This is a genomic window from Phycisphaerae bacterium (assembly GCA_019636475.1).
In the GTDB taxonomy this organism is placed as follows: Bacteria; Planctomycetota; Phycisphaerae; order UBA1845; family UTPLA1; genus JADJRI01.
In genome coordinates, this window is the sequence record JAHBXN010000001.1 from 466,121 (window position 1) to 492,932 (window position 26,812).

General features: G+C 59.4%; 16 protein-coding genes. 11 read left to right on the forward strand and 5 right to left on the reverse strand.

Annotated elements, in window-relative coordinates; all coding sequences use genetic code 11:
• From KF841_01955 to KF841_01965, 3 genes are all read left to right on the forward strand, one after another.
• Entirely contained in the window at positions 1-981 is a 981-nt protein-coding gene (locus tag KF841_01955; GenBank protein ID MBX3394110.1) for an alpha-ketoacid dehydrogenase subunit beta, read from the forward strand.
• Positions 982-1,149: 168 nt separating this feature from the next.
• Positions 1,150-2,535, forward strand: coding sequence for a 2-oxo acid dehydrogenase subunit E2 (locus KF841_01960; GenBank protein ID MBX3394111.1), 1,386 nt, complete (start codon positions 1,150-1,152; stop codon positions 2,533-2,535).
• Positions 2,536-2,620: 85 nt separating this feature from the next.
• Positions 2,621-3,967, forward strand: coding sequence for a hypothetical protein (locus KF841_01965; protein MBX3394112.1), 1,347 nt, complete (start codon positions 2,621-2,623; stop codon positions 3,965-3,967).
• A 4-nt stretch (positions 3,968-3,971) separates the two neighbouring features.
• Here the strand turns inward: KF841_01965 and KF841_01970 are convergent, their stop codons facing one another.
• Positions 3,972-4,742 carry a class I SAM-dependent methyltransferase gene (locus KF841_01970; protein MBX3394113.1) on the reverse strand — a complete coding sequence of 257 codons (771 nt, stop codon included), beginning with the start codon at positions 4,740-4,742 and terminating at the stop codon, positions 3,972-3,974.
• Between the two features lie 23 nt (positions 4,743-4,765).
• Entirely contained in the window at positions 4,766-5,614 is an 849-nt protein-coding gene (locus KF841_01975; GenBank protein MBX3394114.1) for an ABC transporter substrate-binding protein, read from the reverse strand.
• A 342-nt stretch (positions 5,615-5,956) separates the two neighbouring features.
• Between KF841_01975 and KF841_01980 the strand changes: the two genes are divergently transcribed.
• Positions 5,957-7,303, forward strand: a complete 1,347-nt coding sequence (locus KF841_01980) for an HD-GYP domain-containing protein (protein ID MBX3394115.1) — start codon at positions 5,957-5,959, stop codon at positions 7,301-7,303.
• 90 nt (positions 7,304-7,393) lie between these two features.
• Positions 7,394-9,004 carry a methylcrotonoyl-CoA carboxylase gene (locus tag KF841_01985; protein MBX3394116.1) on the forward strand — a complete coding sequence of 537 codons (1,611 nt, stop codon included), beginning with the start codon at positions 7,394-7,396 and terminating at the stop codon, positions 9,002-9,004.
• Positions 9,005-9,011: 7 nt separating this feature from the next.
• Here the strand turns inward: KF841_01985 and KF841_01990 are convergent, their stop codons facing one another.
• Positions 9,012-10,031, reverse strand: coding sequence for a DHH family phosphoesterase (locus KF841_01990; protein ID MBX3394117.1), 1,020 nt, complete (start codon positions 10,029-10,031; stop codon positions 9,012-9,014).
• A 480-nt stretch (positions 10,032-10,511) separates the two neighbouring features.
• Complete coding sequence (locus KF841_01995) at positions 10,512-11,318, reverse strand: polyprenol monophosphomannose synthase (GenBank protein MBX3394118.1); 807 nt, start codon at positions 11,316-11,318, stop codon at positions 10,512-10,514.
• 91 nt (positions 11,319-11,409) lie between these two features.
• On the opposite strand from KF841_01995, the gene KF841_02000 reads away from it, so the two are divergent.
• Both KF841_02000 and KF841_02005 read left to right on the forward strand, forming a co-directional pair.
• Positions 11,410-12,324 (forward strand): DMT family transporter, encoded by a 915-nt coding sequence (locus KF841_02000; GenBank protein MBX3394119.1) that lies wholly within the window; start codon positions 11,410-11,412, stop codon positions 12,322-12,324.
• A 517-nt stretch (positions 12,325-12,841) separates the two neighbouring features.
• The gene (locus tag KF841_02005; GenBank protein ID MBX3394120.1) at positions 12,842-20,845 is read left to right on the forward strand and encodes a hypothetical protein; all 8,004 of its coding nucleotides are present in this window, start codon (positions 12,842-12,844) and stop codon (positions 20,843-20,845) included.
• 132 nt (positions 20,846-20,977) lie between these two features.
• Here the strand turns inward: KF841_02005 and KF841_02010 are convergent, their stop codons facing one another.
• Complete coding sequence (locus KF841_02010) at positions 20,978-22,609, reverse strand: hypothetical protein (GenBank protein MBX3394121.1); 1,632 nt, start codon at positions 22,607-22,609, stop codon at positions 20,978-20,980.
• A gap of 157 nt (positions 22,610-22,766) precedes the next feature.
• Here KF841_02010 and cysS point away from each other — a divergent pair, with 157 nt between their 5' ends.
• From cysS to ruvB, 4 genes are all read left to right on the forward strand, one after another.
• A complete protein-coding gene (gene cysS / locus KF841_02015) occupies positions 22,767-24,275 on the forward strand; it encodes a cysteine--tRNA ligase (protein MBX3394122.1) in 1,509 nt (502 codons plus the stop codon).
• A gap of 122 nt (positions 24,276-24,397) precedes the next feature.
• A complete protein-coding gene (locus KF841_02020; GenBank protein ID MBX3394123.1) occupies positions 24,398-24,886 on the forward strand; it encodes a crossover junction endodeoxyribonuclease RuvC in 489 nt (162 codons plus the stop codon).
• Between the two features lie 36 nt (positions 24,887-24,922).
• On the forward strand, positions 24,923-25,552 hold the full coding sequence (locus tag KF841_02025; GenBank protein MBX3394124.1) for a hypothetical protein: 630 nt from the start codon (positions 24,923-24,925) through the stop codon (positions 25,550-25,552).
• A 174-nt stretch (positions 25,553-25,726) separates the two neighbouring features.
• The gene (gene ruvB, locus KF841_02030; GenBank protein MBX3394125.1) at positions 25,727-26,791 is read left to right on the forward strand and encodes a Holliday junction branch migration DNA helicase RuvB; all 1,065 of its coding nucleotides are present in this window, start codon (positions 25,727-25,729) and stop codon (positions 26,789-26,791) included.
• Positions 26,792-26,812: the final 21 nt, after the last annotated feature.

The window sequence follows — 26,812 nt, forward strand, 5'->3', positions numbered from 1 at the left end:
ATGGCTCAATTGACGATGGCCAAGGCGCTGAACCTCGCATTGCGGGAGGCGCTCCAGGAAGATCCGATGACCCTCATCATGGGGCAGGATGTCGGACAGGACGAAGGCGTCTTTCGCATTACCGAAGGGTTGCTCAAGGAATTTGGTGCGGATCGCGTGATCGATTTCCCGGTCGCGGAGTCCGCCATCGTCGGGCTGGCCGTCGGCCTGTGTTTCACGGGCATCAAGCCGATCTGCGAGATGCAATTCTCCGGCTTCGGTTACCACGGATTTCATCAGGTTGAGAATCATGTGTCGCGCTTTCGCAACCGGACGCGCGGACGGCTGACATGTCCGATGGTGATTCGGATGCCGTATGGCGCGGGTATCCGAGCGATTGAGCATCACAGTGAAAGCCGCGAAGCGATCTGGGCTCATCTGCCGGGCCTGAAGGTCGTGATCCCGTCCGGCCCTCGAAATGCGCGAGCGCTGCTGCGGGCCGCAATTGCCGACCCTGATCCGGTCATGTTCTACGAACCGAAGGCGTGCTACCGAGCATTCAAAGAGGAAGTGCCGGACGCCGCCGAGACGATGGAAATCGGCAAGGCCAAGGTCGTCCGCGAAGGTAGCGACGTGACGATCATCTCGTACGGCGCCTCGATGCGGCCGGTGATTGAGGCGGCGGACGAATTGCGAGACGAACATCAGCTCGATGCCGAATTGATCGACCTTCTCAGCCTCGTGCCGCTCGACACTGACACGATCATGGCATCCGTCCGGAAGACGGGTCGCTGCGTCGTGGTTCATGAAGCGCCGCGCAATTGCGGGCCGGCGGCCGAGATCATCGCCCGAATCGTCGAGGATGCGATTGAATTCCTCGAAGCGCCGATCGAGCGGGTGACCGGCTATGATCTTGTCATGCCGTTCTTCAATCTGGAACGGCCGTATCTGCCGGATTCGACGAAGGTCGTGATGGCTGCACGAAAAGTCGTAAATTACTAGACAGTCCTTCGCCGCGTGCGGCGAACGGATCGACTGGGCCGCGATGAGCGATGCGCGGCTTGACACCTAAGATGGACGGGTTGGCTCCGCATCGCATGTGACGCGATTCGTGACACCCGCCGCACCCCTCGCGGGTCGCGGTTCGGAAAGGCGAAATCAGGAACTTCAATGGGCAAAGAATTCAAACTCCCCGATCTTGGTGAAGGCATCCACGAGGCGCAGGTCGTCAACGTCATGATCAAAGAGGGCGACACCGTCGCCGCCGATCAGATGGTGATGGAGGTCGAAACGGACAAGGCCGCTGTCGAACTGCCCGTGCCATTCGCCGGCGTGATCAACAAGTTGAACGTCAAGCAAGGCGATACGGTCAAGGTCGGACAGGTGCTGCTCGAAGTGGGCGGCGCCGGCGAAACCTCAGCCGACAAACCGGCGGCCAAAAGCGCCGAAGCGCCTGCTCCCAAAGCCGCTTCCGCACCAGCCGCGGGCGTTGCAAAGGCGCTGATGTCGCAGACGGTCGGTGGTGAAGGGCGTTCGGCACCCGTTCATGCCTCGACCACGGCCGCTCCGCCCGCTCATGCGGAAGGACCGATTCCCGCGGCGCCTGCGGTTCGCAAATTCGCCCGTGAGAACGGGATCGACCTGCGGGCGGTGCACGGGACCGGACCGGCCGGCCGCATCGTTCGGGAAGACGTCGAGCGTTATATGCTGGCGGGGCCGATGGGCACAGGAGCTCCGCCCGCACCGGCGCGCACGGCGCCGACGGCTCAACCGGTGACACCGGCTCGCGGCGATGCAGTCCCGTCCGTTGCGGCACCGTCGGTTGGTTTTGAGCCACTTCCTGATTTCTCTCAGTGGGGACCGGTTCGACGCGAGAAGGTTGCCCAGATTCGCAAGACGATCGCCCGGCAGATGCAACGGGCGTGGACCCTGCCTCGCGTGACTCATGGCGATGAAGCCGACGTGACCGATCTTGAATCGTTCCGAAAGGAACATGGCAGCGTGATGGCAGAGCAGGGAGTGAAACTCACGATCACTGCGTTCATGCTCAAAGCGGTGGCCGGCGCGCTGCGGCAGTATCCGAGTTTCAACGCATCGTACGATGATGCGGCCGGCGAAATGATCTTCAAGGACTATGTCCACATCGGCATTGCCGTCGATTCGCCGAAGGGACTGATGGTTCCCGTCTTGCGGGACGCGGATCGCAAGGGCCTGATGACCATTTCGAAAGAGATGAAGGAGATCGCCGAGAAGGCGCGCGACTTCAAGCTGGCGATTGACGATATGCGCGGCGGAACATTCACCGTGACGAATGTCGGTGCCCTGGGCGGCACATTTGCCACGCCGATGATCAATTATCCCGAAGTCGCGATTCTGGGTATGGGCAAGTTGCAGGAGAAGCCGGTCGTTCGCGACGGGCAAATCGTCATTCGCAAAATGCTGCCTCTCTTTCTCTCGTTTGATCACCGGGTGATCGATGGAGCGGATGCGGCGCGGTTCTGCCGGACGATCATCAATTTTCTGGAGAATCCGCTGAACCTCCTGCTCGCGTCCTGAGATCGGAAATCTGGACAGCCGGCGACGACCCGAGCGGCGGGAATGCGGGTTGGCTGTTTTGGGCCTGCCCGCCCGAGTCCGCAAGATGGATGCGATCGCCGGTGGAGAAAATTCTGAATTCGGTCCGTACGATCGTTTTTTTCTGGCGAGCACGCTCGCCCTTCAAGCAAGGGGCCTGCCGGGGCACCACGTTTTCCTCCGGTTGGAATTGGCCGGCAGTATCAACTTTCAACTGCTTCGTCGCCGCATCGCCGAGCTGCCATCGCAATATCGCGCGCTCCGCACGACCGTTCGGATCTCGCGCGTGTTCGGCACGCCACGATGGAATTCGGCCGCGAGCGCGTCTCATACGACATCTGAATTTGCGCCCGCGCTGATCGAATACGACCTTCGCGGAATTGCTGTTGCCGAGGACCGCATCGGCTCGTTGCTTCACGCCGCGGCACAGCAGCCTATCGATCCATTTGCCGCATCTCAGGTCAGATTCCATCTCTTTCAACTTGCGGACGAACGACATCACCTGGTTTTGCAGTGGCCTCATCATCTGATGGACCTGTCGGGCGTAGAGCAGTTGATCCGAACCATGACGGATGGCGGGGGAACAGCCGTTTCGAACTTCGCGGGCAAAGGAATTTCCGATACGGCCCCGGGTTTTTACGATTGGATGCGGGGAATGTGGCGGCTCAAGCGGCTGAATTTCATCAAAGGCAATCGCCTGAAGATGAGAAACGCCGCTGCCGGAAAGTCGGTCGAGACCTTGCATTGTTCGTGGACGCGGGAGGAAACCACGGCGATCGATCGGGCCGCGATTGAGCATTGTGCCCCGGGGCCGTTACTGCATACGCGGTGGCAACTCGCAGCTGTCGTCGCTTCCGCGGATGCGGTATTTTCGAGATCCCATGTTCATCTGCGGGATCGCTACCTCATCTCGCTGCCTCGGCGTGTGCTTCGCCAAGACGAAAACCCTAATGCGCCCGGCAACCGAATCGGCATCGCGACGCTCGAAGTTCCCCGATCGGCGGTCGGCGATCCACGTTTGATTGATGCCAGCCTATCGGCACAACTGGTCGAATACGCGCGCGATCGGCTTGACGATTGTGATTCGGCGACGACGGCGTTCGTGGGACGGTTTCCGATTCGGGTGTATGCCTGGCTGCTGAGGAAGTTTCGAATCTTCCCTCGCTATTCGCTGGCGTTCACCAATTACCGCATTCATCCGCTGGACCGACCGCTCTGCGGCAGCACCGTGGAAAACATGATTGCATGGGGCGTGCCGGCGGCGCCACCCGGCATCATTGCGGCTTTCTGCAGGTACCATGATCGACTGAATTTCACGTTGACCTACTTTTCCAATGCCTGTTCGCGGGAAACCGCGGAGGCCATCCGCATGGAGGTCGATCGGCGGTTACGGGAACGACCGAAGCGACAGTGATGATCTAATCCGAGGGTGCGGCCGTTTCGCGGGAATTCAGGATCAATACCTTGCCGCGACTGCCGGCGCTGTACCAATCATCGTATTCCTGTCGCAGGGTAAATCGCGAATGGGTTCTCAGCAGCGCTTCAGTGTCTTCGCTCGGATGAACGAACGCGATCGTCAACTGTCGCGGGGAACGATCCAACGAATCGACGATCCGCTGGATGACCGCCGCAAGAATGTCGTCGCGGAACGGATTGAAGAAGAAGGCGACAGTCACGTCGTCGGGCACAACAAAGCGGGTGGCATCCTCGACGACAAATTGAACGTCTGAACATCGCAGGCGCGGCCTGGCTCGAGCAAGATTCGCCTCGGCAACGTGAGCGAGATCCGGACTCAGTTCGACGCCAATCGCACGTTTGAACTGATAGGTCGCGGCTACAATGACGGCCCGTCCCATCCCTGATCCGTAATCGATGAAGACATCTTGTCCCGGGCGGATGTAGACGCGACGCAGGATGCGGCGCAGGCATGCGAAACTGATGGGGGCGTAATCGCTTCGGGCCTCACCGGACAGTCCCAGCGCGGCCAGACGAACGACACCCGTGGTTTGGATTCCGAGCATGCGATCATAGAGAACCCAGGAGATTCGCTGAATAAGATAATCAATGGTACAGCGCAGACCGACAGTTCGCAGACGATCGATGATGTTCTTCAGCTTGTGGATCAACCCGGGCCCTGCCACATCGAAACCGACACCGTGCGTCGCACCGGAAGCGACGACAGCCTCCAATACGATCCAGCGAATGCCGCCGGCTACTCGATAAATTCGATCTCACCCGGATCGGGGACCATTCCCTCGCGGAAGGCTCGCCCGAGCAACTCCCGCACGGCACGCCGGCCTCGCTCGCCGTAGTCCACCGTCCACTTGTTGACATACATTTCCACGAACCGGTCTGTCAAACTGGTGTCAAGACCGCGGCCAAATTGCAGCGCATATGCGATGGCATCCTTCCGGTGTTCAAGTCCGTATTCGATCGCAGCGCGTAGCTGCTTTGCCACATCTCGCATGGCTTTGTCACCCAGGCTCCGCAGTACGACATTTCCTCCGAGGGGCAGCGGCAAACCGGTCTGCTCGCCCCACCACTGGGCGACATCAATGACCTTGTGCAGCCCCTGGCGTTCGTAGGTGAGTTGAGCCTCATGGATGATCAGCCCTGCATCCACTTCACCACGTTCGACCGCATCGGGGATATCATCGAACATCACAACGCGGTGCTGGAAGGCGCCGCGTCCCATACATAAATTCAGTGCGAGGAAGGCGGTCGTTCGTTCGCCCGGGACCGCGATCATCCTGCCGCGGAGATCGCCAAGCGTCATCGGTGACCGGGTGATCACCATCGGTCCGTAGCCGTCCCCCATGCTGCAGCCACATGCAAGCAGTGCATACTTGTCACAGACATAGGGATAAGAATGAATCGAGATCGCGGAGACCTCCAATTCACCGGCCAGCGCGCGACGATTGAGAGTTTCGATATCCGCCATTTCGTGGGTGTATCGATAAGGGCCGGTATCGATCAGATCGCGGGCCAGCGCGTAGAACATGAAGGCGTCATCGGGGTCGGGCGAGTGTCCGACGCGAATTGGGATCGTGGGCTGTGTCATGCAATTCCCATGTCATTGGTGGGCTCTTTTTCGCTGCGACCGCGCCGACGGGCAACGGCGCGTTGATTATAGGGAGAAACAAAAGGCCCGATAGCCTCACGAAAAATGAAAGAAGCAACGGGTCCACTTCGCGGACGCGCGACCCGCCACATCACCCTGTAAATCGTAGATTGAGAACTCCGATGCAGAGAATTCGCATCGATCGATCGACGTGTTAACTCCCGACCGGTGGACGAATTGCCGATGAAACGCTGGTCGGCCGCAGTCGACGACGAGGCCGGACCGCTCAGCAGTATCCGATAAAAGTCTGTGCCACGGACCCAGTAGGCAGGGTGACGGGGAATGCAAGTCCCGCAAAAGACCAGGACGACACAGGAAGTTCCACCGACTGACGGGGCAATCGCATCCGTCGGTTCGGATATTGTGCGCGTGGCGTCGCTGCGTGTCGGAATGCGGCTGACCAAAGGACTGTTTGAAGCGGCGACCGGGGTGTTGCTGCTGGCCGCCGGCACGCAAATCACCCCGGAGTTCCTCAAGCTGCTGCAGGAACGTGAGATCCGGTATCTCTCGACCAGTCCGGAACCGGCACGCACCAAAGTCGTCGCGCCGCGCGCCAGTGACGAGAAGATCATCGATCGACTTCTCAACGAGATCAATCCGGCGGACGCGCAACTGCCGGTCCGACCGCTGACGCCGGGGCAACGGCCGCGCATTTCGCTCGCGGCCCTGGAGCAACGGGCGACTCGGGGCGTAAAGACGCATGATGCAGCAGGACGCACGCTTGAGCAATTCTGCAAGACATTGAAGCAAAATGAAATTCCGAAGAACGACGGACTGCATAAGATCGTGCACGAGTTCATGGATATGGTCTCATCAGACCTCGATCTGATGCCGACCATCCTGAGCCTTCAGACCTCGGCGGATGAATATCTCTTCAAACACAGTGTCAATGTATCGGCATTGAGCATGAACATCGCGACGCAACTCGGGATGCGTCGCGAAAAGACGATCGAAATCGGCCTCGCGGGCCTGTTGGCCGACGTGGGCATGCTGAAGGTGCCGGAATCGATCCGATTTGCACCGCGCCCGCTTTCCAATGAAGAGATGGCGGAAATCCGACGGCATCCGCTTTACACGGTGGAATACCTTGAGAAGATTGCCGGACTGCCTCGCGAAGTGAAATACGTCGGCGTCCAGGCTCATGAACGGCTCGACAAGACCGGCTATCCGCGAAGTCGCGGAAGCGGCGGCATTCATGCCTATGCGAAGATCGTTGCCATCGCCGACGTGTACGCCGCAATGACCTGTCCCCGGCCCTATCGTGAGGCCATGTCGCCACACGATGCCATCAAGCGCATTCTGTTCGATTGCGGCGCGGGCAAATACGACGCCGTTTTCGTGCGGGCTCTGATCGACGGGCTCTCCGTTTTTCCGATCGGCAGCCATGTCGAGTTGGATGATGGCCGGTTCGCCCGCGTCCTTCGCGCCAACAGCGGGAAGCACACGCGCCCGGTCGTACGCATACTTTCCCGCGACGGCCGCGACAACGGGGAAGTGGTCGACCTGACGACGGTTGAGACCCGTATCATCCGCGTCGTCCGGGAGTTGGGCACGGTGCTCGCCCCCGCCGAACCCTCAAGCGGAAAATCGAAGCGAGTCGGGCCGTCGTTCAAATTCAATTCCAAGTAAAAATCGCGGCCAGATCGTCGACGATTCAGCAAGGATTCCCTTTTCGGTTGGGGGCGTGAATCGAATGACACTCCGGATTATCATCCGGACATGGACATCATCCAATCAAAACTCAGCACCAGTGATCCGACTTTCAAGGAGAACGCCGCACACATCGCGGGGCTCGTGGGGGAACTTCGAGAGCGGATCGCCCAGGTCAAACAGGGCGGCGGCGCGGAGGCCGTTGCGAGACACCGCGGGCGCGGCAAATTGGTGGCGCGAGATCGCATCGATCGCCTGACCGATCCGGACAGCCCGTTCCTTGAGTTGACGCCGCTGGCCGCGTATGGACTCTACAACGACGACGCACCGAGTGCCGGCGTGGTGACGGGCATCGGCCGAATTCAGAGCCGCGAGTGCGTCATTATCGCCAACGACGCGACGGTCAAGGGCGGCACGTATTACCCGATGACCGTGAAGAAGCATCTGAGGGCGCAGGAAATCGCCCGTGAGAATCATCTGCCATGCGTCTATCTTGTCGATTCGGGCGGCGCGTTTCTTCCGATGCAGGATGAGGTGTTTCCGGATCGAGATCATTTCGGTCGGATTTTTTACAACCAGGCACAAATGTCAGCGATGGGCATTCCGCAGATCGCCGTCGTGCTGGGTTCCTGCACGGCGGGTGGCGCGTATGTTCCCGCGATGAGTGACGAGACGGTCATTGTGCGAAACCAGGGGACGATTTTTCTCGGCGGACCGCCGCTCGTGAAAGCGGCGACCGGCGAGGAAGTCACGGCCGAGGAACTTGGCGGCGCGGACGTGCACTGCCGCACCAGCGGCGTGGCGGATCATTACGCGATGAACGATGAAGACGCCCTGGCCATCACTCGTAGCATCGTCAGCCATTTGAACACGCGGCCCGCGGCCCACATCGGGATGGCTCCCGTCGAGCAACCCCTTTATGACCCGCGAGAAGTGTACGGCGTGATCCAGAAAGACATCCGCAAGCCGTATGACGTGCGCGAGATCATTGCGCGCGTCGTCGACGGCAGCCGCTTCCACGAATTCAAGGCACTGTACGGGACGACTTTGGTGACAGGCTTCGCGCACATCTGGGGCTTTCCAGTGGGCATCGTGGCCAATAACGGCGTGCTCTTCAGCGAAAGCGCCCTCAAGGCTGCACACTTTGTTGAAATGTGCAGCGTTCGACGGATTCCACTCATATTCCTGCAGAACATCACCGGTTTCATGGTCGGCCGAAAATATGAGGCGGGCGGGATCGCTCGGGACGGCGCGAAGATGGTGGCAGCGGTTTCGAATGCAGCCGTGCCGAAATTCACAGTGATCATCGGCGGCTCGTATGGGGCTGGGAATTACGGCATGTGCGGCCGGGCCTATCAGCCCCGATTCCTCTGGATGTGGCCGAACTCACGGATCAGCGTGATGGGCGGCGAGCAGGCCGCCAATGTGCTGCTGACGGTGAAGAAGGACCAGCTTGCCGCCAAAGGCGTCAAGGCGATGTCACCGATCGAGGAGGAAGAATTCAAACGGCCGACGCTGGAGAAATATGAACGGGAAGGCAGCGCGTATTACAGCACGGCCCGGCTGTGGGATGACGGCATCATCGATCCGGCGGATACGCGCATGGTGCTTGGATTGGCGATCTCGGCAAGTCTCAACGCACCCTGGCCGGATAGAAAAGTTGGAATCTTCCGAATGTGAAGGCAATTCAGCGTTCTGCCGGCTGCGCGGCCAGATTTTCGCGAGCTGCCGCAAGCACCGTGTCAATGACTTCATGAATAGGCTTGTTCTTCATTCTCACCCCGGCGGCATGCGCGTGCCCGCCGCCGCCGAATCGCTGGGCAAGTTCAACGACGGTGGTTTTCCCCTCTCCGCGAAGGTTAATCCTGACAACTCCCTTCTCACCTTCGGTGAAAAGCAGTGCCATGCGAACGCCGCGCAAAGCCAAGGGGATGGACACCTGATCGTCGATGTCTTCGGCGCGTGAACCGGACTCGACAAAATCCGCATAGGTCAGATGGCTGTAAGCGATGGAACCGTCTTCGGTGACCACCGTATGGTCGTAGACGCGGCGCAGCAGTTCAAAATCCGGTCGAGCCTGCGATCGACAAAGCTGCTCCCCGATGTGCGCGACATCGGCTCCGGCGCGAAGCAGCTCACCTGCTGCGAACAGCGCATCGGCCGTGGTATTGGGCAAGCTGAATCCGGCGGTGTCACCGTGAATCCCGGCGTAGAGCAACGAAGCCACCCGCGCGGAAAGCTTCCATCCCATGAGGGGAATCAAACGCGACACGAGCTCGCAGGTGCTCGTGGCGTGCGGGTCCACCCAGTTGAAGCGCCCGAAGTCGGTATTCGTAATGTGATGGTCGATGTTGAACACGGCGATATCCCCATCAAGGTCAATCGCGGGTTCAATGTTAATTCGTTTTTCGGCTGCCGTGTCGAGAACGACGACCGCATCGTAGCCGCCATCAGGGCGCCAGCGTGCTTCTCGCGGCATGTCGGGCGACAGATCGAGCATGAACTGGAGTCGCTTCGAGACGCAGTGTTGCGGCATCCCCCAGGTTGCATCAATGCCGCACTCACGCATCGCCGCGGCGAGTCCGAGCGAAGAGCCGATTGCATCCGCATCCGGTGTCACGTGTGCGACAATTAACGGCCTTTTGGCCAGTTTCATCGCTTCAATAAATGCCGGTGCGGGAACGTCGCTGCCTTGTATCGGAATCATGGACCACTTCATTGAATCGGACCGAAGCGGTCCGGTATTGCCTGTGCGATCCGCCGAAGCCACGCCGACAGCTCGCGATTGTGAGTATAGAAGCGCGCCAATCGGGCTGCCAAACGCGACCCCACCCAACGAAGCGCCCGATCTCGGAAGGAAATAGAGGGGAAGTTGTGATTCAAACAAACCCCCCGCCGTCGCACGCACTTGCGTGCGATATGAAACAGGATGGAGGAAAATAATGGCTAGGGTCCGGGTGCGTGCTGGGGGGGAACACGCGGGGCGCCGAAGCCCTAGCCGGGCGACCATACTAGGGCAGACGTAATTCGATTCAAGCAAAAAACTTGCGTTCGCGGGAGTGCGTCACAGCGCAGAAATTGCGCCTCAACCAAGCTTATGGCAGGCTAACAGTTACAATCGACGTCTCCGTCCACGCAGACCAAAAATTATGTGCGAGGCCAGGGAACCGAAAGCTACTTTCCGAAATTAGCGCGCCAGGAAGTACAGAGTCGCGAGCAATCCCCCGACCAAGAGGCACACAAGCAAGTAAGGCACGACGCCCCACCGGAAGACGTACAACGACCAGAGATGTTTCAGATAGAGCAACTGTTGCCGGAAAGTCAGTTTGCTCTCGCCGTGCAGTCTGTCGGCAAATTCAATCGGAACCTCAGCCACATTCTGACAGCCGGCCTTGATCATGAGCTCCAGGCCGATCTTGTATCCGATCGCATTGATGCCGGCCTTTCGCGCGCGTTCGAACGTCTCGCGGCTTAAACAGAAGAAACCTGCCATCGGGTCCCGGGCCGTGGTCAGGGGTCGTGCCAATGACGTGGCACCGAGCGAATTGATCTTCCGGAGAAACCCCCAATCCTCGCGGGTGCGACCGCCCTGGACATATCGGGAACCAATGCAGAAGTCGGCGGAGCCGCTCTCTATCCGAAGGATAATTTCCGGAATGGCAGCAGGCGGATGCGAGAGATCCGCGTCCATGCAAAGCAACAGATCGTATCGGGCCTCTTCGAATCCACGAACGACCGCCGAAGAGAGCCCCCGCTCATTCTCGCGCACGATGATCCGAACGGGAAAGCGTTCGCTCAGCGATTGAACGGCCTCGAACGAACCGTCGTTGCTGGAATCGTCAACGATGATCATCTCGCCGGGCCGGCCGGCGTCGTTGAGCACCGCAAACACCGCCTCCACCAGAATGGGGATGTTCTTCACCTCGCGAAAGGTGGGAACAACGATCGAAACGGGCGAAAGTTGGCGGTCATTCGCTACCATGCGACCGGGCATGATAAAGGGGATTGTTTATTTGTGCAGCCTGTGGCCGTAGAGTCTGTCGTTGGATGCCGTGATACTGCACCCTCCGTCGGAGCGTCACCGCTTGTCGAACGATCACATCGGACAGTTGAACGCTCTTGCCGCCGCAATGACGTGGGCCGTGGCGATGGTATTCTTCAAGAAGACCGAAGGCCGCGTTCACCCTCTGGCGATGAATCTGTTCAAAAACGTGCTCGGCGTGATTCTCGTGGGCCTTTCCCTGCCGCTCCTTGGGGAGTCATGGACTGATCTGGCCAACCATCCCCGGGAAGAAATCTTTATCCTGATCGTGAGCGGCTTTCTCGGCATTGCACTGGCGGACACCGTGTTTTTCTACAGTCTGAATCTGATCGGCGTGAGTCTATTCGCGATTGTCGATTGCACCTACAGCCCGATTGTGCTGCTGGTCTCCTGGTTGATGATCGGTGAATCGCTCGCGCTGCCACATTATGTCGGCGGCCTGCTGATCGTCAGTGCCGTGTTCATCTCCACGCGGCATCCGCCACCCATGGGCCGAACGCCTCGACAGATCGTGATCGGAGTCGTTTCCGGAGTCGGCGCGATCGCGCTGATGGCCGTCGGCATTGTCGTGGCGAAGCCGGTACTGACGGCTGCCGGATTCCCGCTGCTATGGGCGGTTGCGATTCGCATGTCGGCGGGTGCAGGCTGTCTTGCATTGATGATTCTGGCGTCGCCGGACCGTCGACGATTGCTGGGCGTATTTCGCCCCACCGATGTCTGGAAATACCTTGTGCCCGGCTCCTTTCTTGGCGCTTACTTATCGATGGTATTCTGGGTCGCCGGCTTCAAGTACACCGGCGCTGCTGTTGCGGCCGTACTGAACCAGACCTCGATGGTCTTCGCGATCATTCTGGCTGCGATTTTTCTGAACGAGCGAATGACGAAACGAAAGCTTGCCTCCGTCGTTCTTGCCGCGATCGGAGTTTTGATCATTACGTTCGCGCCCGTCGCCGGATAAGCCAAAACGACCATGAACGCCGGTTGAGCGAGTTTGTATACGACAACTGACGCTATCTCGAAGCACTCCGCATTTTCACTCTCATGGCAGCGGCATTTTCGGACCACTGCATAATTCGTCGCGCAACTAATCGCGGTGTACCCGAAACCGCACCGTGCCACCGGATTGTTAAGACCGCGCGAACGTGTCGATAAGGTGTGCCCCGGCGCGTCGAGACTAATGCCGCATCGTTGCACTGACTCTCCACGTTGATCGTAACGAGGATTGGGCGTATACTCGAAGATCATCGGGACTGGTGGACCGTTAATCCACGAAGAGAGCGATGCTTCCACATCTCCCAGTCGCGTCACCTCTTCAAATGCAAACGGCCGACTGCCGGATCGATGCTAGCGTATCAGCAATTGTGTTGATGCCCGGTGTCGCAATAGCGCGCCACGGTCATGACACTCCCGAAAGAGCGGGCGGGGAAATAGGCACAGCTTCGTAGACACGAGCGCATTTCGCAAAGGAATTTCAGATGACCCTCGCAAGTGATCGCAGGGACGGCATCACCTCCAAGGCGGACTCATCAGGCAACGGTTTCAAATCACATCGGGCTAACGCGTCATGGCTGCGGGTGTTCGCGGCAGCTTTTTCCGTAATAATCGCAGGTGGCGCTTCGACAGCTTATGCCGGTCCCGAGGACAACATTCGTGCAAATGCGCTCGCGGTCGAACAAACCGGAACGGAGCTGCGCGCGACACTCGACTATTCAATCATCGATCTGCTCCCGATCATAGGCACGCCCCTCAATCCATTCACGATCGAGATCGGACTGGATTTCGATGGCGACCAGACACCCGAATACGTTCTTTATTCCTTTTCGGGCCAGACGGTCGGCACGACTTTCGTAGGTCATGTGTGGTCGCAGAACATTCTGCCCGACCTGAACGCACTTCCCCTGAGTCTGCGAATGCGCAACGGCGCGCGGCTCATCGCCCGACTTGATACCGCCAATACAAACAACGAGCTTTGGGGCGCGGGCGAGGCTGACAATTTCGCGGCATCGGCACCGTTCTTCGTGGATTTGCGGGCCAAGTCGCTCGTTCTCGATGGTGCCAATCAGGCCACGCTGACCTACCTGGTTGACAGCCCGGCGGCGATCCACGATTCGACGATTCAGTTTTATCTCGACGACAATCCGCAAAACGGTGCGTTGGATCCGACGGATTCGCTAGTGGCCGTCGTCAACATCGACGGCACACCCGGAATTCGATCAGCGATGGCGGACTACACCGGCCTGGTTCCTGCCTCGGGCCAAATGATCTTCGCCCGTCTTGATACCGGAGATGCGATAACGGAAGCGGACGAGTCGAACAACGAAATCGCAGGCATCAACGCCCAATCGACCGATCTGATCGCGATTTCACTCCAATATGATGAGACCACCCGGGACGCGACGCTGCATTATTTCGTCAACAGCCCGACCGACGTCGCCGCGTATGACATCGAGTTTTTCCTTGACCGAGACAACAGCGGTTCTCCAACTCCAGGAGACGCGCCTGTTGTCGCAACGGTTACGGGAGATGTCACGCCGGGACCGCACAGCGCCACGGTCAACTTTACCGGTAATGCGCCGATTTCGAACCAGTTCATTCACGCTTGGATCGATCGGGTGCCTGCCGGCCTGGGCGGGCAGGTCGCGGAACAGACGGAGGTGGCCAACAACATCATCAGCACCGCCCGAACCTTCACGACTGATCTTTCCGTTACCTCCTTCAACTATGACGCCAATACCGGCATCGCAACGCTGAGCTATCTCGTCAAGAGTCCGACGCCGGTGGCACCTTACGCCATCGTCTTCTCACTGGATCGAGATCGCAACGGCTCGATCGGCGTGGCAGACCTGCCGAATGTCGCGCTTGTCATTGGTGCAACAAGTCCGGGCGCCCACACAGCCACCGCGGCGTTTGTGGGGATCAATGCCCCGGCTTCGAACCAGCTTGTCTTCGCCACAATCGATCCGGTCATGTTCAATCAGGTCGTTGAATCCGACGAATCGGGGAACAATATTGCTTCGGCGGTCAACACCACGCCGACGGATCTGATCGCGGTTTCGCTGTCGTACGACGACAATCTGCAAAAGGCGACGTTGAGTTATGTGGTGGACGCACCGATTCCGGTTCCCGCCTACTCGATCGAGTTTTATCTTGATTCCGACCACAGCGGCACGCCTTCGCCGGCTGACACGCTCGTCGCACTGGTCCCCGGCAATACCCAGCCCGGCGCCCATACCCTGATGCAAAGCTACGCCGCGAGTCCTGCAGACAGCGGCCAACTCGTTTTCGCCGCGATCGACCGCCCCTTTGCGACCGGAGGCAACGTCCCAGAAACCAAAGAGGCTGAGAACAACTTCGCAGCCACGTCAAATTCCGCCACGACGGACCTGATTGCCGTCGCAATGACGTATGACGCAAACACGCAGTTGGCGACGCTGGCCTATACGGTGCAGTCACCGATTCCCGTTGCCCCATTCGACATTGCATTCGCCCTGGATTCGGATACAGACTTTGCGTTTTCGCCGGCCGATACCACCGTGGCCACCATCGCGGGGCAGGTCACGCCGGGCTCCCATGTTCAGACCATCTCGTTTGGTGCAAATCCGCCGGCGTCGAACCAGACGATTTTCGCATTTGTGGACGCGACAAACTCGGTGGCGGAGATCGATGAATCCAACAACCTTGTAACCACCACGAACAGCGCCCAGACGGACATTGCATTGAACATGGTCGGTTCACTGAATTATGATGAAGTGAACGAAGTCGCCTATCTGACATACCTCGTTGATAGCCCGATCAACACGCCGGCTTATACCATCACGTTCATTCGCGACACGGACAACAGCTTCACCATTACACCGGGGGACACGATCGTGGGAGTCCAGGCCGGTGACACCACGCCGGGTCTGCACACGATGGTTCAGTCATTCGAATTCAATCTGGTCGAGCCGGATCAGTGGATCTGGGCCATTGCGGATTATTCGCCGCCGCCATTCGGCAACGTGAATGAGATCAATGAGTTCAATAACACGTCCTTCACGACAAACACGGACTACCGCGATCTTCATGTCATTTCGTTCACCTATGACTCCAACACCCAGCGAGCAACATTCGCATATCATGTGAATTCGCCTGTCGATGTGCTGCCTTATGAGATCCGCTTCTACCTTGAATCAAACGGCACGCCCGGCCTGCAAGCCGGCTCGGACCAGTTGGTTCAAGTTGTTGCCGGAGAGATCACACCGGGCGGCCACGCCGCGATCGGCGATTACGCCTCGTCTCCGCCGGCGTCAAATCAGCTCATCTACGTTGTCCTCGATGCGGACAATCAGGTCGCGGAGAAGAACGAGACGGACAACTTCGCGAAGACCCGAAACAACACGCCGACCGATCTCGTCGCCATTTCGCTGTTTTATGACTCCAACACCGAAGAAGCGACGCTCAGCTACGCGGTGAACGCCCCCATCCCGGTGCCGGCGTACAACGTCGCCTTTTATCTTGATCGCGATCAGTCCGGCGCACTCGATGTTGGCGATGCGCCGCCCGTCGCCATCGTCTCCGGCAACACGACGCCCGGCGCCTACACGCTCATTCAGGACTTTTCCGGCGACGTGCCCGGCTCCAACCAGTTTATTTTCGCGGCCATCGACCTGGATGCGGGGCAAATCGGCGCGGTTGTCGAATCCGATGAATTCTCAAACAACCTGGTGTCTGCGAGCAATTCACTCGGCACAGACCTTGTGGCCGCACAGATCGCCGTGCATGTCGATACGGTCAGTAGTACGACAACCGCCGACGTGGCGTATGCGATTTACGGTCCGCTGCCGGTCGCGCCGTTCAGTGTCAAGGTTGGCGTCGATCGGAATGCCGACGGCGTGATTGATAGCGCGGGTGATGTACTCGCGGATGTGACTGTGTCGGCTCCGGGGGATCTGACTCCCGGCGTGCACTCCATCTTCATTCCGAATTTCCGTGCGGCGATTAACAGCCTTCCGATCGGCCAGCGTATCGCTCATGGCGATCGGATTGTCGCCACGCTCGATCTGACCGAGGGCGGAACGGACGCGGGGGCCGTTCTCGAAACGGAAGAAATCGCGAATAACACGACGTCGACGACCGTTACGGTTGATCTCATCGCAAATTCGCTTCTGTTGTTCCTCGACGGGAACGGCAATCAGACGCGGGCCCGCGTCAGCTTCACGGTCAACAGTCCCGGCCGTGTCGAGCCGTTCAACATCGTCATTGGCGTCGATCGAGACAATAACGGCATAATCGATTCTCCGGCGGACGTGCTGACGACAATGGCCGCAGCCCCGGCAGATCTCCGGCCCGGCGCGCAGTCGACGAACTCGGCTGACTTCCGCGCCGCCCTCGATGCCGTATCTCCGGCACTCAAGCAGGGCGACCGAATCATCGCCATGATCGACTTGAACGGCGACGCCACGCCCTCCAATTCCGTCATCGAGTCGGCCGAGGTTTCGAACAACTCGGTATCGCTGCCGCAGCGGGTCGATCTGGTTGCCAATGCGGTCGACATTATCACCGACACAAATGCCGGAACGACGCGAGCTCGCGTTTCATACACGATTGACAGCTTCGGCGCCGTTGCCCCGTTTAGCCTGAAGATCGGCGTCGATCGCAATGGCGACAATCGGATCGACGATCCGGACGGCCTGCTGGCAGACATCGTGATTGGCGGCACCGAATTGACGCCCGGTGCGCACACGGTAAACGTCCCGGGCCTGCGCGCCGCGCTGAACGGGCTTGCAACACCGATCAAGCATGGCGACGTGATTCTCGCGACACTCGATCTCATGCTCGACGGCAACGACCAGGGCGCGGTTCGAGAAGACATCGAGCGCAACAACAATCGCGTCGCACAATCTCAGACGGTCGATCTCATCGCCAACTCAATCGCGATTCAGTCGGACAATACCGACAATCAAACCATCGCAACCATCGCCTATACCGTGAACAGCCCCGCAAATGCCGCCCCATTCAACATCCGCGTGGGCGTGGATCGGAACGGCGACAACATCATCGATGCGGATTCCAGCGACCTGCTCGCGATCCTCTCACCGAGCGATCGCTCGCCGGGCTCGCACTCGACGACAACCGGTAATCTTCGGTCGGCGCTCGCGAATCTCGTACAGCGATTGGGCGATGGTGATCGAATCATCGCGACGATCGATATTCTGCCGGACGGTTCGCCCGCCAATCTGGTTGTCGAAGCTGTGGAAATTGCGAACAACATCACGAGCCAGTCGCAAAGCGTCGATCTCGTCGCAAGCGCCGTCGAAGTGCTTCAGCACCCGGGCAACGGCGGGCGAGGCGTCCGTGTTAATTACACGGTAAGCAGTCCCGGCGCCGTGCCACCGTTCACCATTCGCGTCGGCGTCGATTCCGACAACGACAAGATCATCGACCCGGGTTCCATCCTTGAACTGTTTGATCTCTCGCTCCTCGCGGACGAAAAAACCCGTCCCGGTGACCGGCAAGTCGTCAGCGGAGATCTGACGACCGCACTCGATGCACTCGGCTTGAACAACGGTGATCGCATTATCGCGACCCTTGATATCGCCGATGACGGTGCGGGCACACCGGAGAATCTGGTGGTCGAAGGCGAAGAGATTCAGAACAACGTGACGCGTTCGCCGCAGACAGTCGACCTGGTGGCGATCTCGCTGGCGTTCGATTCGAACACGAATCAGGCGACAATGGCTTATGCAGTCAACAGCGTCGGCGGCGTGCCGAGCTATGAGATATCGTTCTACCTCGACAACAACCCGCAAAATGGGCTGCTCGATATCTCGGATCAGCTTGTCGGCTTCGTCGCCGGCCAGACAACACCGGGCGAGCACATCGCCTTCATGGATTACAGCGCGCACATTCCGCAGACGTATCAGCACATCTTCGCGGTCGTTGATGACAAGCTTGACGTCGAAGAACTGTCGGAGACGAACAACATCGCGGTCACGAACAACACCGAGATCACCGATCTCATCGCCAACGCCCTGACGGTGATCTCCGATGACGACGCGAACCAGACGACCGCTTCCGTCGCCTATACCATCAACGCACCGGATGCCGTACCGGCGTTTGACATCCGGATCGGAGTTGATCGCGACGGTGACGATGTCATCGACTCACCAACTGACGTGCTCGCCATTGTCGCTGCACCGGATCTCAGCCCCGGAGCGCACACCGCAATCTTCGGCAATCTGCGGCCGTCGATGGAAGCGCTTGCCCAGCGACTGAACCACGGCGACCGCCTCATCGCAACGCTCGACCTCGCGGACGACGGCACGCCTGCCAACAGCGTCATCGAACTTGGTGGCGATGAATCCGCGAACAATATCGCCAGCTACAGCGTCATCGTCGATATTGTCGCGACGGCCGTGGAGGTGTTCTACCGCCCGTCGACCGGCGACACCGTGGCCCGCGTGAATTACATCATCAACAGCCCCGGTGCCGTTGCACCATTCTTCATCCGGATCGGCATTGACTCGGACGGCGATCGGATCATCGATCCGGGCACGCTGCTTGAGACGATCGACGTTGCGGCCATCGGGCCCGGCAAGCTGCGTCCGAACGGCGACAAGCATGTCGTCAACTCGGGCGATCTGCTCGTCGCACTGAATGCCTTGCCCACGGCCCTTCAGAATGGCGACCGAATCATCGCGACAATCGACATTCTCGATGACGGAGCCGCAACACCTGAGAATCTCGTCGTCGAGGAGAACGAAACGCAGAACAACTTCGCCCGCGAACCGGTCACGGTCGATCTGGTGGCCCAGTCGATCTTCCTGACGGCTGACAACGAAGCGGGAACCACATCGGCCACGGTCGTCTACTCGATCAACAGCATCGGCAAAGCTCCGCCGTTCACTTTGCGGATCGGTATCGACCGCGATGGCGACAACCTCATCGACAATCTCGACGCAGGTGACCAGATTTTCGAACAGACGCTAACCGACGTGGCGGATCTGGCGCCAGGCGAACATGTACATATTGTCCCGGATCTCCGCGGAGCGATTAACAAACTCAATCCGCGGCTGGTTGACGGTGATCGAATCATCGCAACGCTTGACCTACTGAACGCACCGGTCGGTGGCGATGAGGGCGCGGTTGTCGAAATTGTCGAAGTGGGCAATAACGTGACATCAGCAGCAGGCACTGAAGATCAGATCATCGATCTGTCGCCCACATCGCTGATTGCCCTGCCCGGTTCGTTCCTGGTCAACGGCACCTACCAGGTGACCTCGCCCGGAAACGTGCCTGAGTATCGCATTTACGTCGGTCGTGACACGGACGGCGACGACCTGATTGACGACGTCCTGTTCGACCTGCCCGGAGCCATTGAGCCCGGCGTACACGAGTTCAACGTTGATCTCGCGCCAGAGCTGCGGGCCGTCGGAATTGCTTCCGGCGAAACCGTAAACGTCATCATGCAGCTCGATCCGACCAATGCCGTCGTCGAGCGATATGAGAACAACAACGTTAAGACAGCCACAGGCGACTACCTGGTCGATCTTGTCGGCCGGTATCTGACGCACGCCTGCGCGATTCTTGATACGCCGTTCGATGTGACAGTCCAGTACGACATCGCGAAGAACGATCCGACCGAAACGTATCAAATCTGCCTGTTCGCCTCCCACAATGATGATGCATCGATCGGCCCCGACGACGTGCTGCTGGGCTGCGTCAGCGTGAGCGATGCGTTGAACCGGACGGTGGGTCAGCACACGGTCATCATTCCAGGCGTAATCGTATCGGCCGCTGACTTCGTGACGAATCATTTCGTGATAAAGGCCGCTCTCGACCGCGACGGCGTGGTCCTCGAAACCGACGAAACGAACAACGTGCTCGTTCGGTCGAACGGCCCGATGAATGATGTCGAGGACTCAGATGCGGATGGCACGCCAGACTGCTTCGACGCCTGCCCGGCCGATCCGAACAAAACGGCGTCCGGCATTTGCGGTTGCGGCGTATCGGATACCGATACGGACGGCGACGGCGTCGCTGACTGCGTCGATCTCTGCCCCAGCGACCCGAACAAAATTGCACCCGGAGTTTGCGGTTGCAGCGAATCAGAGGCGGATTCCGATGGTGATGGTGTCCCGGACTGCCTCGATCAATGCCCGAATGACGCAGCCAAGCTTGAGCCGGGCATTTGCGGATGTGGCGTTGTCGACAGCAATGCGGATGCCGACGAGGACGGTACGCCGGATTGCATCGATCCGGCTCCCAACGATCCAAACGTGCCCGTGGTTCAGGAACCGCCGGCAGGCCAGCCGAACACCAACAACAATAACAACGGCAACACCGGAATCAGAATCTCGGTCGTACAACTCATCCCCGGTTTGCCAGTGTGCGGTGTTGAGTTGTGCGGAACGAACCTATTTGCTCCGCTCCTGGGCTTCCTCATCGGATATGGCGGATTGCGGCGCGCGGCCCGGCGGCAGATGAAGCGCCGCCGCTGAGTCGGTATCGCATCGGTTAACTGAGCACAGACATCACGCGCGACCACGGGTAGTCTGATCTGACGCCCGTGGTCGCCTGGCATTTACATTTGTCCGCCTGATGCGGTCCAGCAACGGCGCGGGCGCAGGTGGTCACGGGCGATGCCATTCGTCGCAAGCCGCGCACAGCGGCGCGTCACCGATGATCTGATTACGAATCGAATTCAGTATCGGATCGCCTTGCCAAAATTCATTCGGCATCTGCGGACCGATACGCCCGATCACCTGCCGGGCTCTGTAGTCCTGATCGCAGGTGATCATGGTACCGTCCGCAAGGACGACAGCGCGGGATCGCACTCGACGGCAAACACATCGCTCCGGTGGTGCAAGGCTGCTCACGGCGTGGTCAGGCCGTTGGCCTGCACAGTGACTATGCCCGGTCACTGCGTACATGCTTAACCGGCGCTGCCATGTGTCGACGAACGTCTCAAGGTCTTCGTAGGTTTCTCGCGCCTTGACCATCGAGGGCATCCAGAGTGGTAGCACGCGATTCTCCCGAACGCGCCGTTCGAGTCTACGCTCCAGCACCGCAATAGCGCGAGAATACTCGTCCACGCCCCAGACGCGCGCATAGGTCTCGGGATTCGATGCGTCGAGCATCACCTCGACCAGATCCACGGGCGTCTCAAACAATGCCGCCTCAATCGCCTCGCTCTCGATCAGGCCGGTTGTACGTACCGCCAAGGCCGCCGTACCGGACTCGCGCAGTGCGCGACAGATTTCCAAGAACTCCGGATGCAAGCATGGCTCGCCGAATCCCCCCAAAATCACGCACGCGTCGTCGTACCCACGAATCCAGTCGGCCACAGATTGAATCACACGCATCGAAATGGGACCGCGCGAGGGCACGTCACCGCCCAGCGGCCGCAAGATGGAGCGAAGGTGATACGGCAGCTCAGTCGTCAGCTCGATTTCAATCTCGCTGGGTATATCTTCGACTCGGCGTGACTCGACCTCGGCCAGCCAACGAACGATTCTCGCGGCATCCCATGATTCGACCTCCGCTCCGGCACGGAGCACACGCTCAACCCGCTCCGTCGATCGCCGCGTGTCGCAGAGCAATCGGCCGCGCGCGGCAATGACCTCAACGCCGGGCCTCCAACAGGTCTCGCGTCCCGTGAGATCAGCGACCGGATGTCCAGGCTGATAGGTGAGAATGGCTCCGGGCGGGACAGTCGAAGGTGCGAGTTGATCCACGATGTGATTTCGAATGATGAACGGGCCCAGACCAGGGGGAGCCTGAACGAAGGTTATTCCGGTCGGTTCGTCCACCTTCCGCGCGTGACGGATCATGGCATCAAGCATCGCTGAATCGAAAAGCGATGCGGCCGCCGGAATGGTTGCCACCGCATCGGCGCCCGTCTTGCGAAGAAGCGCCTGGAGCACGGGAGCATTGAAATCCTCGTCGAAGACGCTGAATCCACCAGCACCTCCCCGCCACGAGTCCAGCCCCCAGAACCGGCCTCCGCGTACAAGCGTCTGGTGCGCGGGTGGACCGGCAGCATAGGTCTCGATCTCGCAAGGCAGCCCTGAAACGAGTTCCCGTACGCGACCGCCCTGTTGGCTCGGGACGACGAGATGAAGTCGGACACACTCTTTGCTCCGTAGTGCCCGATCCACTGTTCTGCGGAGAATCGGCTTGCCGAGCAGATCATCCGCTAGGCGGCTCCGCGTTCCCAGCGGCGAGCACTCCAGATCGACCATGACGGCGGAAATAACGTTCATCGCAGGATGCTACGACCTCGTTCCCTTACGGTCCGCCCACGAAAATCAGTGCGGCGGCCCCAGGTCTCGGCGGTAATCGCCGGCCCCGATTCGATCCGGTTCCGGCCTCGGGACTGCCCACTTTGACATTTCGACCGTCACGTGTTTTCTTACACGCATGACACTACGAGTTTACAACACCCTGTCCGGCGAGAAAGAGCTATTCGAGTCAGTTCGACCGGGCGCGGTCGGAATCTATCTGTGCGGCCCGACAGTCTACAAGCCGGCGCACATCGGTCATGCCGTCGGCCCCGTGATTTTCGACGTCATCAAGCGATATCTCACGTTCAAGTCCTACAAAGTAACGTGGGTTGTGAACGTGACCGACGTCGAGGACAAGTTGATCAATGAAGCTCGTAAGCAAGGTCGCGGGGTGATGGAGCTGGCCCGCGACCTCGAGGAGCAGTATATCGGAGCGATGGGCGCTTTGGGCGTCAAATCCATCGACTACATGCCCCGAGCCAGCGAACATATCCAGGACATCATCGATCACATAGACAAGCTGATCAAAATTAACGCCGCCTATTCCGTCGATGGCGATGTGTATTTCGATGTCTCGAAGGATGCCGACTACGGCAAGCTCTCCCATCGCAAACCCGAAGAACAATTCGCCGGCACGCGCGACGGTCTCGTTCAGGGGAAGAAGAGGAACCCCGGCGATTTTGCACTCTGGAAGGCTGCCAAGCCGGATGAACCGGACGACGTGGTCTATCGGTCACCCTGGGGCCGCGGTCGGCCGGGCTGGCACATCGAGTGCTCGGCGATGGCATCCAAGTATCTGGGCGAAACGTTCGACATCCACGGCGGCGGAATGGACCTCAAGTTTCCGCACCACGAAAACGAAATCGCCCAGTCCGAAACTGCGTACAACAAGCCGTTCGCGAAATACTGGCTTCATAACGGGCTGACACGATTCAATACGAAGAAAGTCTCGAAGTCCGATCCTGAATTCGAAAAGGTCATGGCGTCGCTTCAGCTATCGAACCTGTTGACCACACACCCGCCGGAACTGCTGCGTTTTCTCATCATCTCGTCGCATTATCGTTCGCCGATCGATTTCTCTGACGAAGCACTCGCGGCCTGCAAGAGCGGCCTGAGCACGTTTCATCGGCTCATGGAGCGACTTGAACGGGCGTCGGGAGTCGACCCCTATCGCGCCGAGGTGCAGATCGAGCATGTACGCGAACAGGCCGTGGATACGGCAACACGCGAATTCGTAGAGAAGATCACCAATCTGCGTGTGCGTTTTCTCGAAGCGATGGACGACGACTTCAACACGGCCGGTGCGATTGGCGTGCTCTTTGACACCGCCAGCGCCATCAATCGATTTATTGATGCATCGCGCATTGAGACACAGACCAGTGAAACGGCCACCATCATCGTTCGGGCGGCCGGTGGCTCGTTTACGTTCATGGCAAATCTGCTCGGCCTGCTGACGACCAAGCCGACGGCGAAAGTTCAGAACGACAGCCTGACTCCGAAACTTGTCGAACTACTTATTGCGGTTCGAAAAATGGCGCGCGATGCGAAGCAGTTTGAGATCGGAGACCATATTCGCGCGGAAATGTCCAAACTGGGAATCGCACTCGAAGATCGCAAGGATGGGACTCAGTGGCGAATCGAGTAACCGACAGCGGCTCGACTATTCCGGGACGTGCATCAAAAACACGCCGGCTGATCGCGTCGAACCGAACCACCCCGGCCGAGAGCGGCCCGCTCGATGTCGGACTCACCCGGCGGTTGCTGTCAATGACGATTCTGGGCATTGATCCCGGACTGGATCGCACCGGATACGCCGTGCTGGAAGCCGGTACGCGGCGGGTGATCGACGCGGGGCTGCTGCGATCGTCAAATAAACTGCCTCTCGCGCGCCGGCTACGCGAAATCGAGGCCGGACTCGAAGAACTCCTGTCCGAGTATGCCATCGATCTCGTCGCGGTAGAGGATCTCTACGCGCACTATAAACACCCGCGCACCGCCATCCTGATGGGTCATGCTCGCGGCGTGGTGCTTGTGTCCGCTGCGCGACGTGCCATCGACGTCGCCAGCTTGTCCGCGACGATGGTGAAGCGGACATTGACGGGGAATGGTCATGCGGGCAAATTGCAGATGCAGCGGGCGATCCTAGCGACGCTCGAACTCAGTGTGATGCCCGAGCCGTCGGATGTGGCGGATGCGCTAGCCATCGCGTGGTGCGCAGGCCAGCAGGCCCGGGAAGCGGAACTGACTCGCCGATGATGTCCGCCGCCCAGTGATTACCGACTGCGATACAGCATGATCGTCCGAATTCGAGGCAATCTGAGCGAACTGGACAACGAAACCGCTGTCATCGAGCGCGACGGAATCGCGCGCGAAGTGCTCGTGCCCGCCTACACAAAACTGGAACTCGAATCGAGCGTCGGGACTGAAATCACGGTCTACACGCTCGAATATCTCGAATCGAGCACTCCGGGCGGGAACATGACACCGCGCATCGTGGCCTTTCTTCGCCCGGAAGATCGCACGTTCTTTAAGCTATTCACGACGGTCAAGGGGCTGGGCACGCGTAAAGCGCTTCGGGCGCTGACCGCGCCGACCGCTCATATCGCGAGCTATATCGAGCGTAACGATGTCAACGCGCTGGTAAAGCTGCCGGGTATTGGCCGACGGACAGCCGAGCAGATAGTCGCGGAGCTCCGTGGCAAGGTGACGGCGCATGCCGTGGCAACAGGTCCGGTGCAATCCGCATCGCCGCAGTTCACGGATGAGCAACTGATGGCGATTGAGATCATTGCGCAGTGGGGCGATTCCCGAGGCGACGCACAACGATGGGTGGCGAGAGCGGCCCAATTGCATCAGGATATCGCCGGGCCTGACGAATGGGTTAAGGCGGCCTACCGCGTGAAAGGCGGTGCGGAGCGATAGCGCGACGGACCGGAGCAGACAAACGTGCCCGGGAAGCGCGTCAAGAACGAGAAGCGAATTCAGAAGACCTCGGCCAATGAACGGCGAGATGACCGGCCACTCAGTACAATAGACCGCGCCCTTTGAATTGATGGGCCATGCGTTCAGTAGTGCGAACATGAATTGTGTGATCCGATGTCCCGTGAGCGAGTGATTACATCCGGCAGCCTGTCTGCTCGGGAGGAGCAGACCAACTTCGCCTTGCGCCCGCGGCGCTTCGACGAATGGGTCGGGCAGCGCGCGGTTGTTGAGCAATTACATATCGCCATCGATGCGGCACGGGCGCGGCGTGAGCCACTGGAGCATGTCCTGCTCGACGGGCCGCCCGGCCTCGGTAAGACGACGCTGGCTCACTTGATTGCAGAGGAGATGGGCGTTGCGGATCGGATCCGCATGACCAGCGGCCCCACCATCGTCAAACCGGGCGAACTGATGAGCACATTGACCGGTCTAGAAGAAGGCGATGTACTCTTCATCGATGAAATCCACCGCCTGGCCCGCACCGTCGAGGAGTTTCTCTACCCGGCCATGGAGGACTTTCGTGTGGATTTCACGCTGGAGTCCGGAGTGGGCGGACGGACGGTCAACTTCAACCTGAAGCGATTCACATTGATCGGCGCCACGACCCGCGCCGGCATGTTGACTGCAGCGATGCGTGACCGCTTCGGATTGCGATACCATATGGATTTCTATGATCCGGCGGATCTGCTGGAGATACTCCGGCGATCGGCCACACGACTGGCAATCTCCGCACCTGCCGATGCGCTTCAGCTCATCGCCGAGCGCTCGCGCGGCACGCCGCGCGTGGCGAATCGGCTCCTTCGGCGAATTCGCGATTATGCGGCGGTGCGCTCGAACGGCAGGATAGACCCTTCCGCGGTTGAGAAGGCGCTGGCAATCGAGGAGATTGACGGCGCGGGGATGGATCGCCTCGATCGCCTGTTCCTGGGCTGCCTGATCGAAACATACCGTGGCGGACCGGCCGGCATCGAAGCAATTGCGGCCACGCTGGGGCAATCGCGTGACACGCTCGAGGACATGGTCGAACCGTTTCTCCTCCAGCGCCGCTTTGTCATTCGGACTCGGCAAGGCCGCTGCGCGACACGCGCCGCATATGAGCATCTCGGGTTGACGCCGCCTGATTCGACGACCGTCGGTTCGTCCGATGCCGACGTTCCGAGCGGACTGTTCGACGCCTGACCATCAACAGTTCAGAACCGC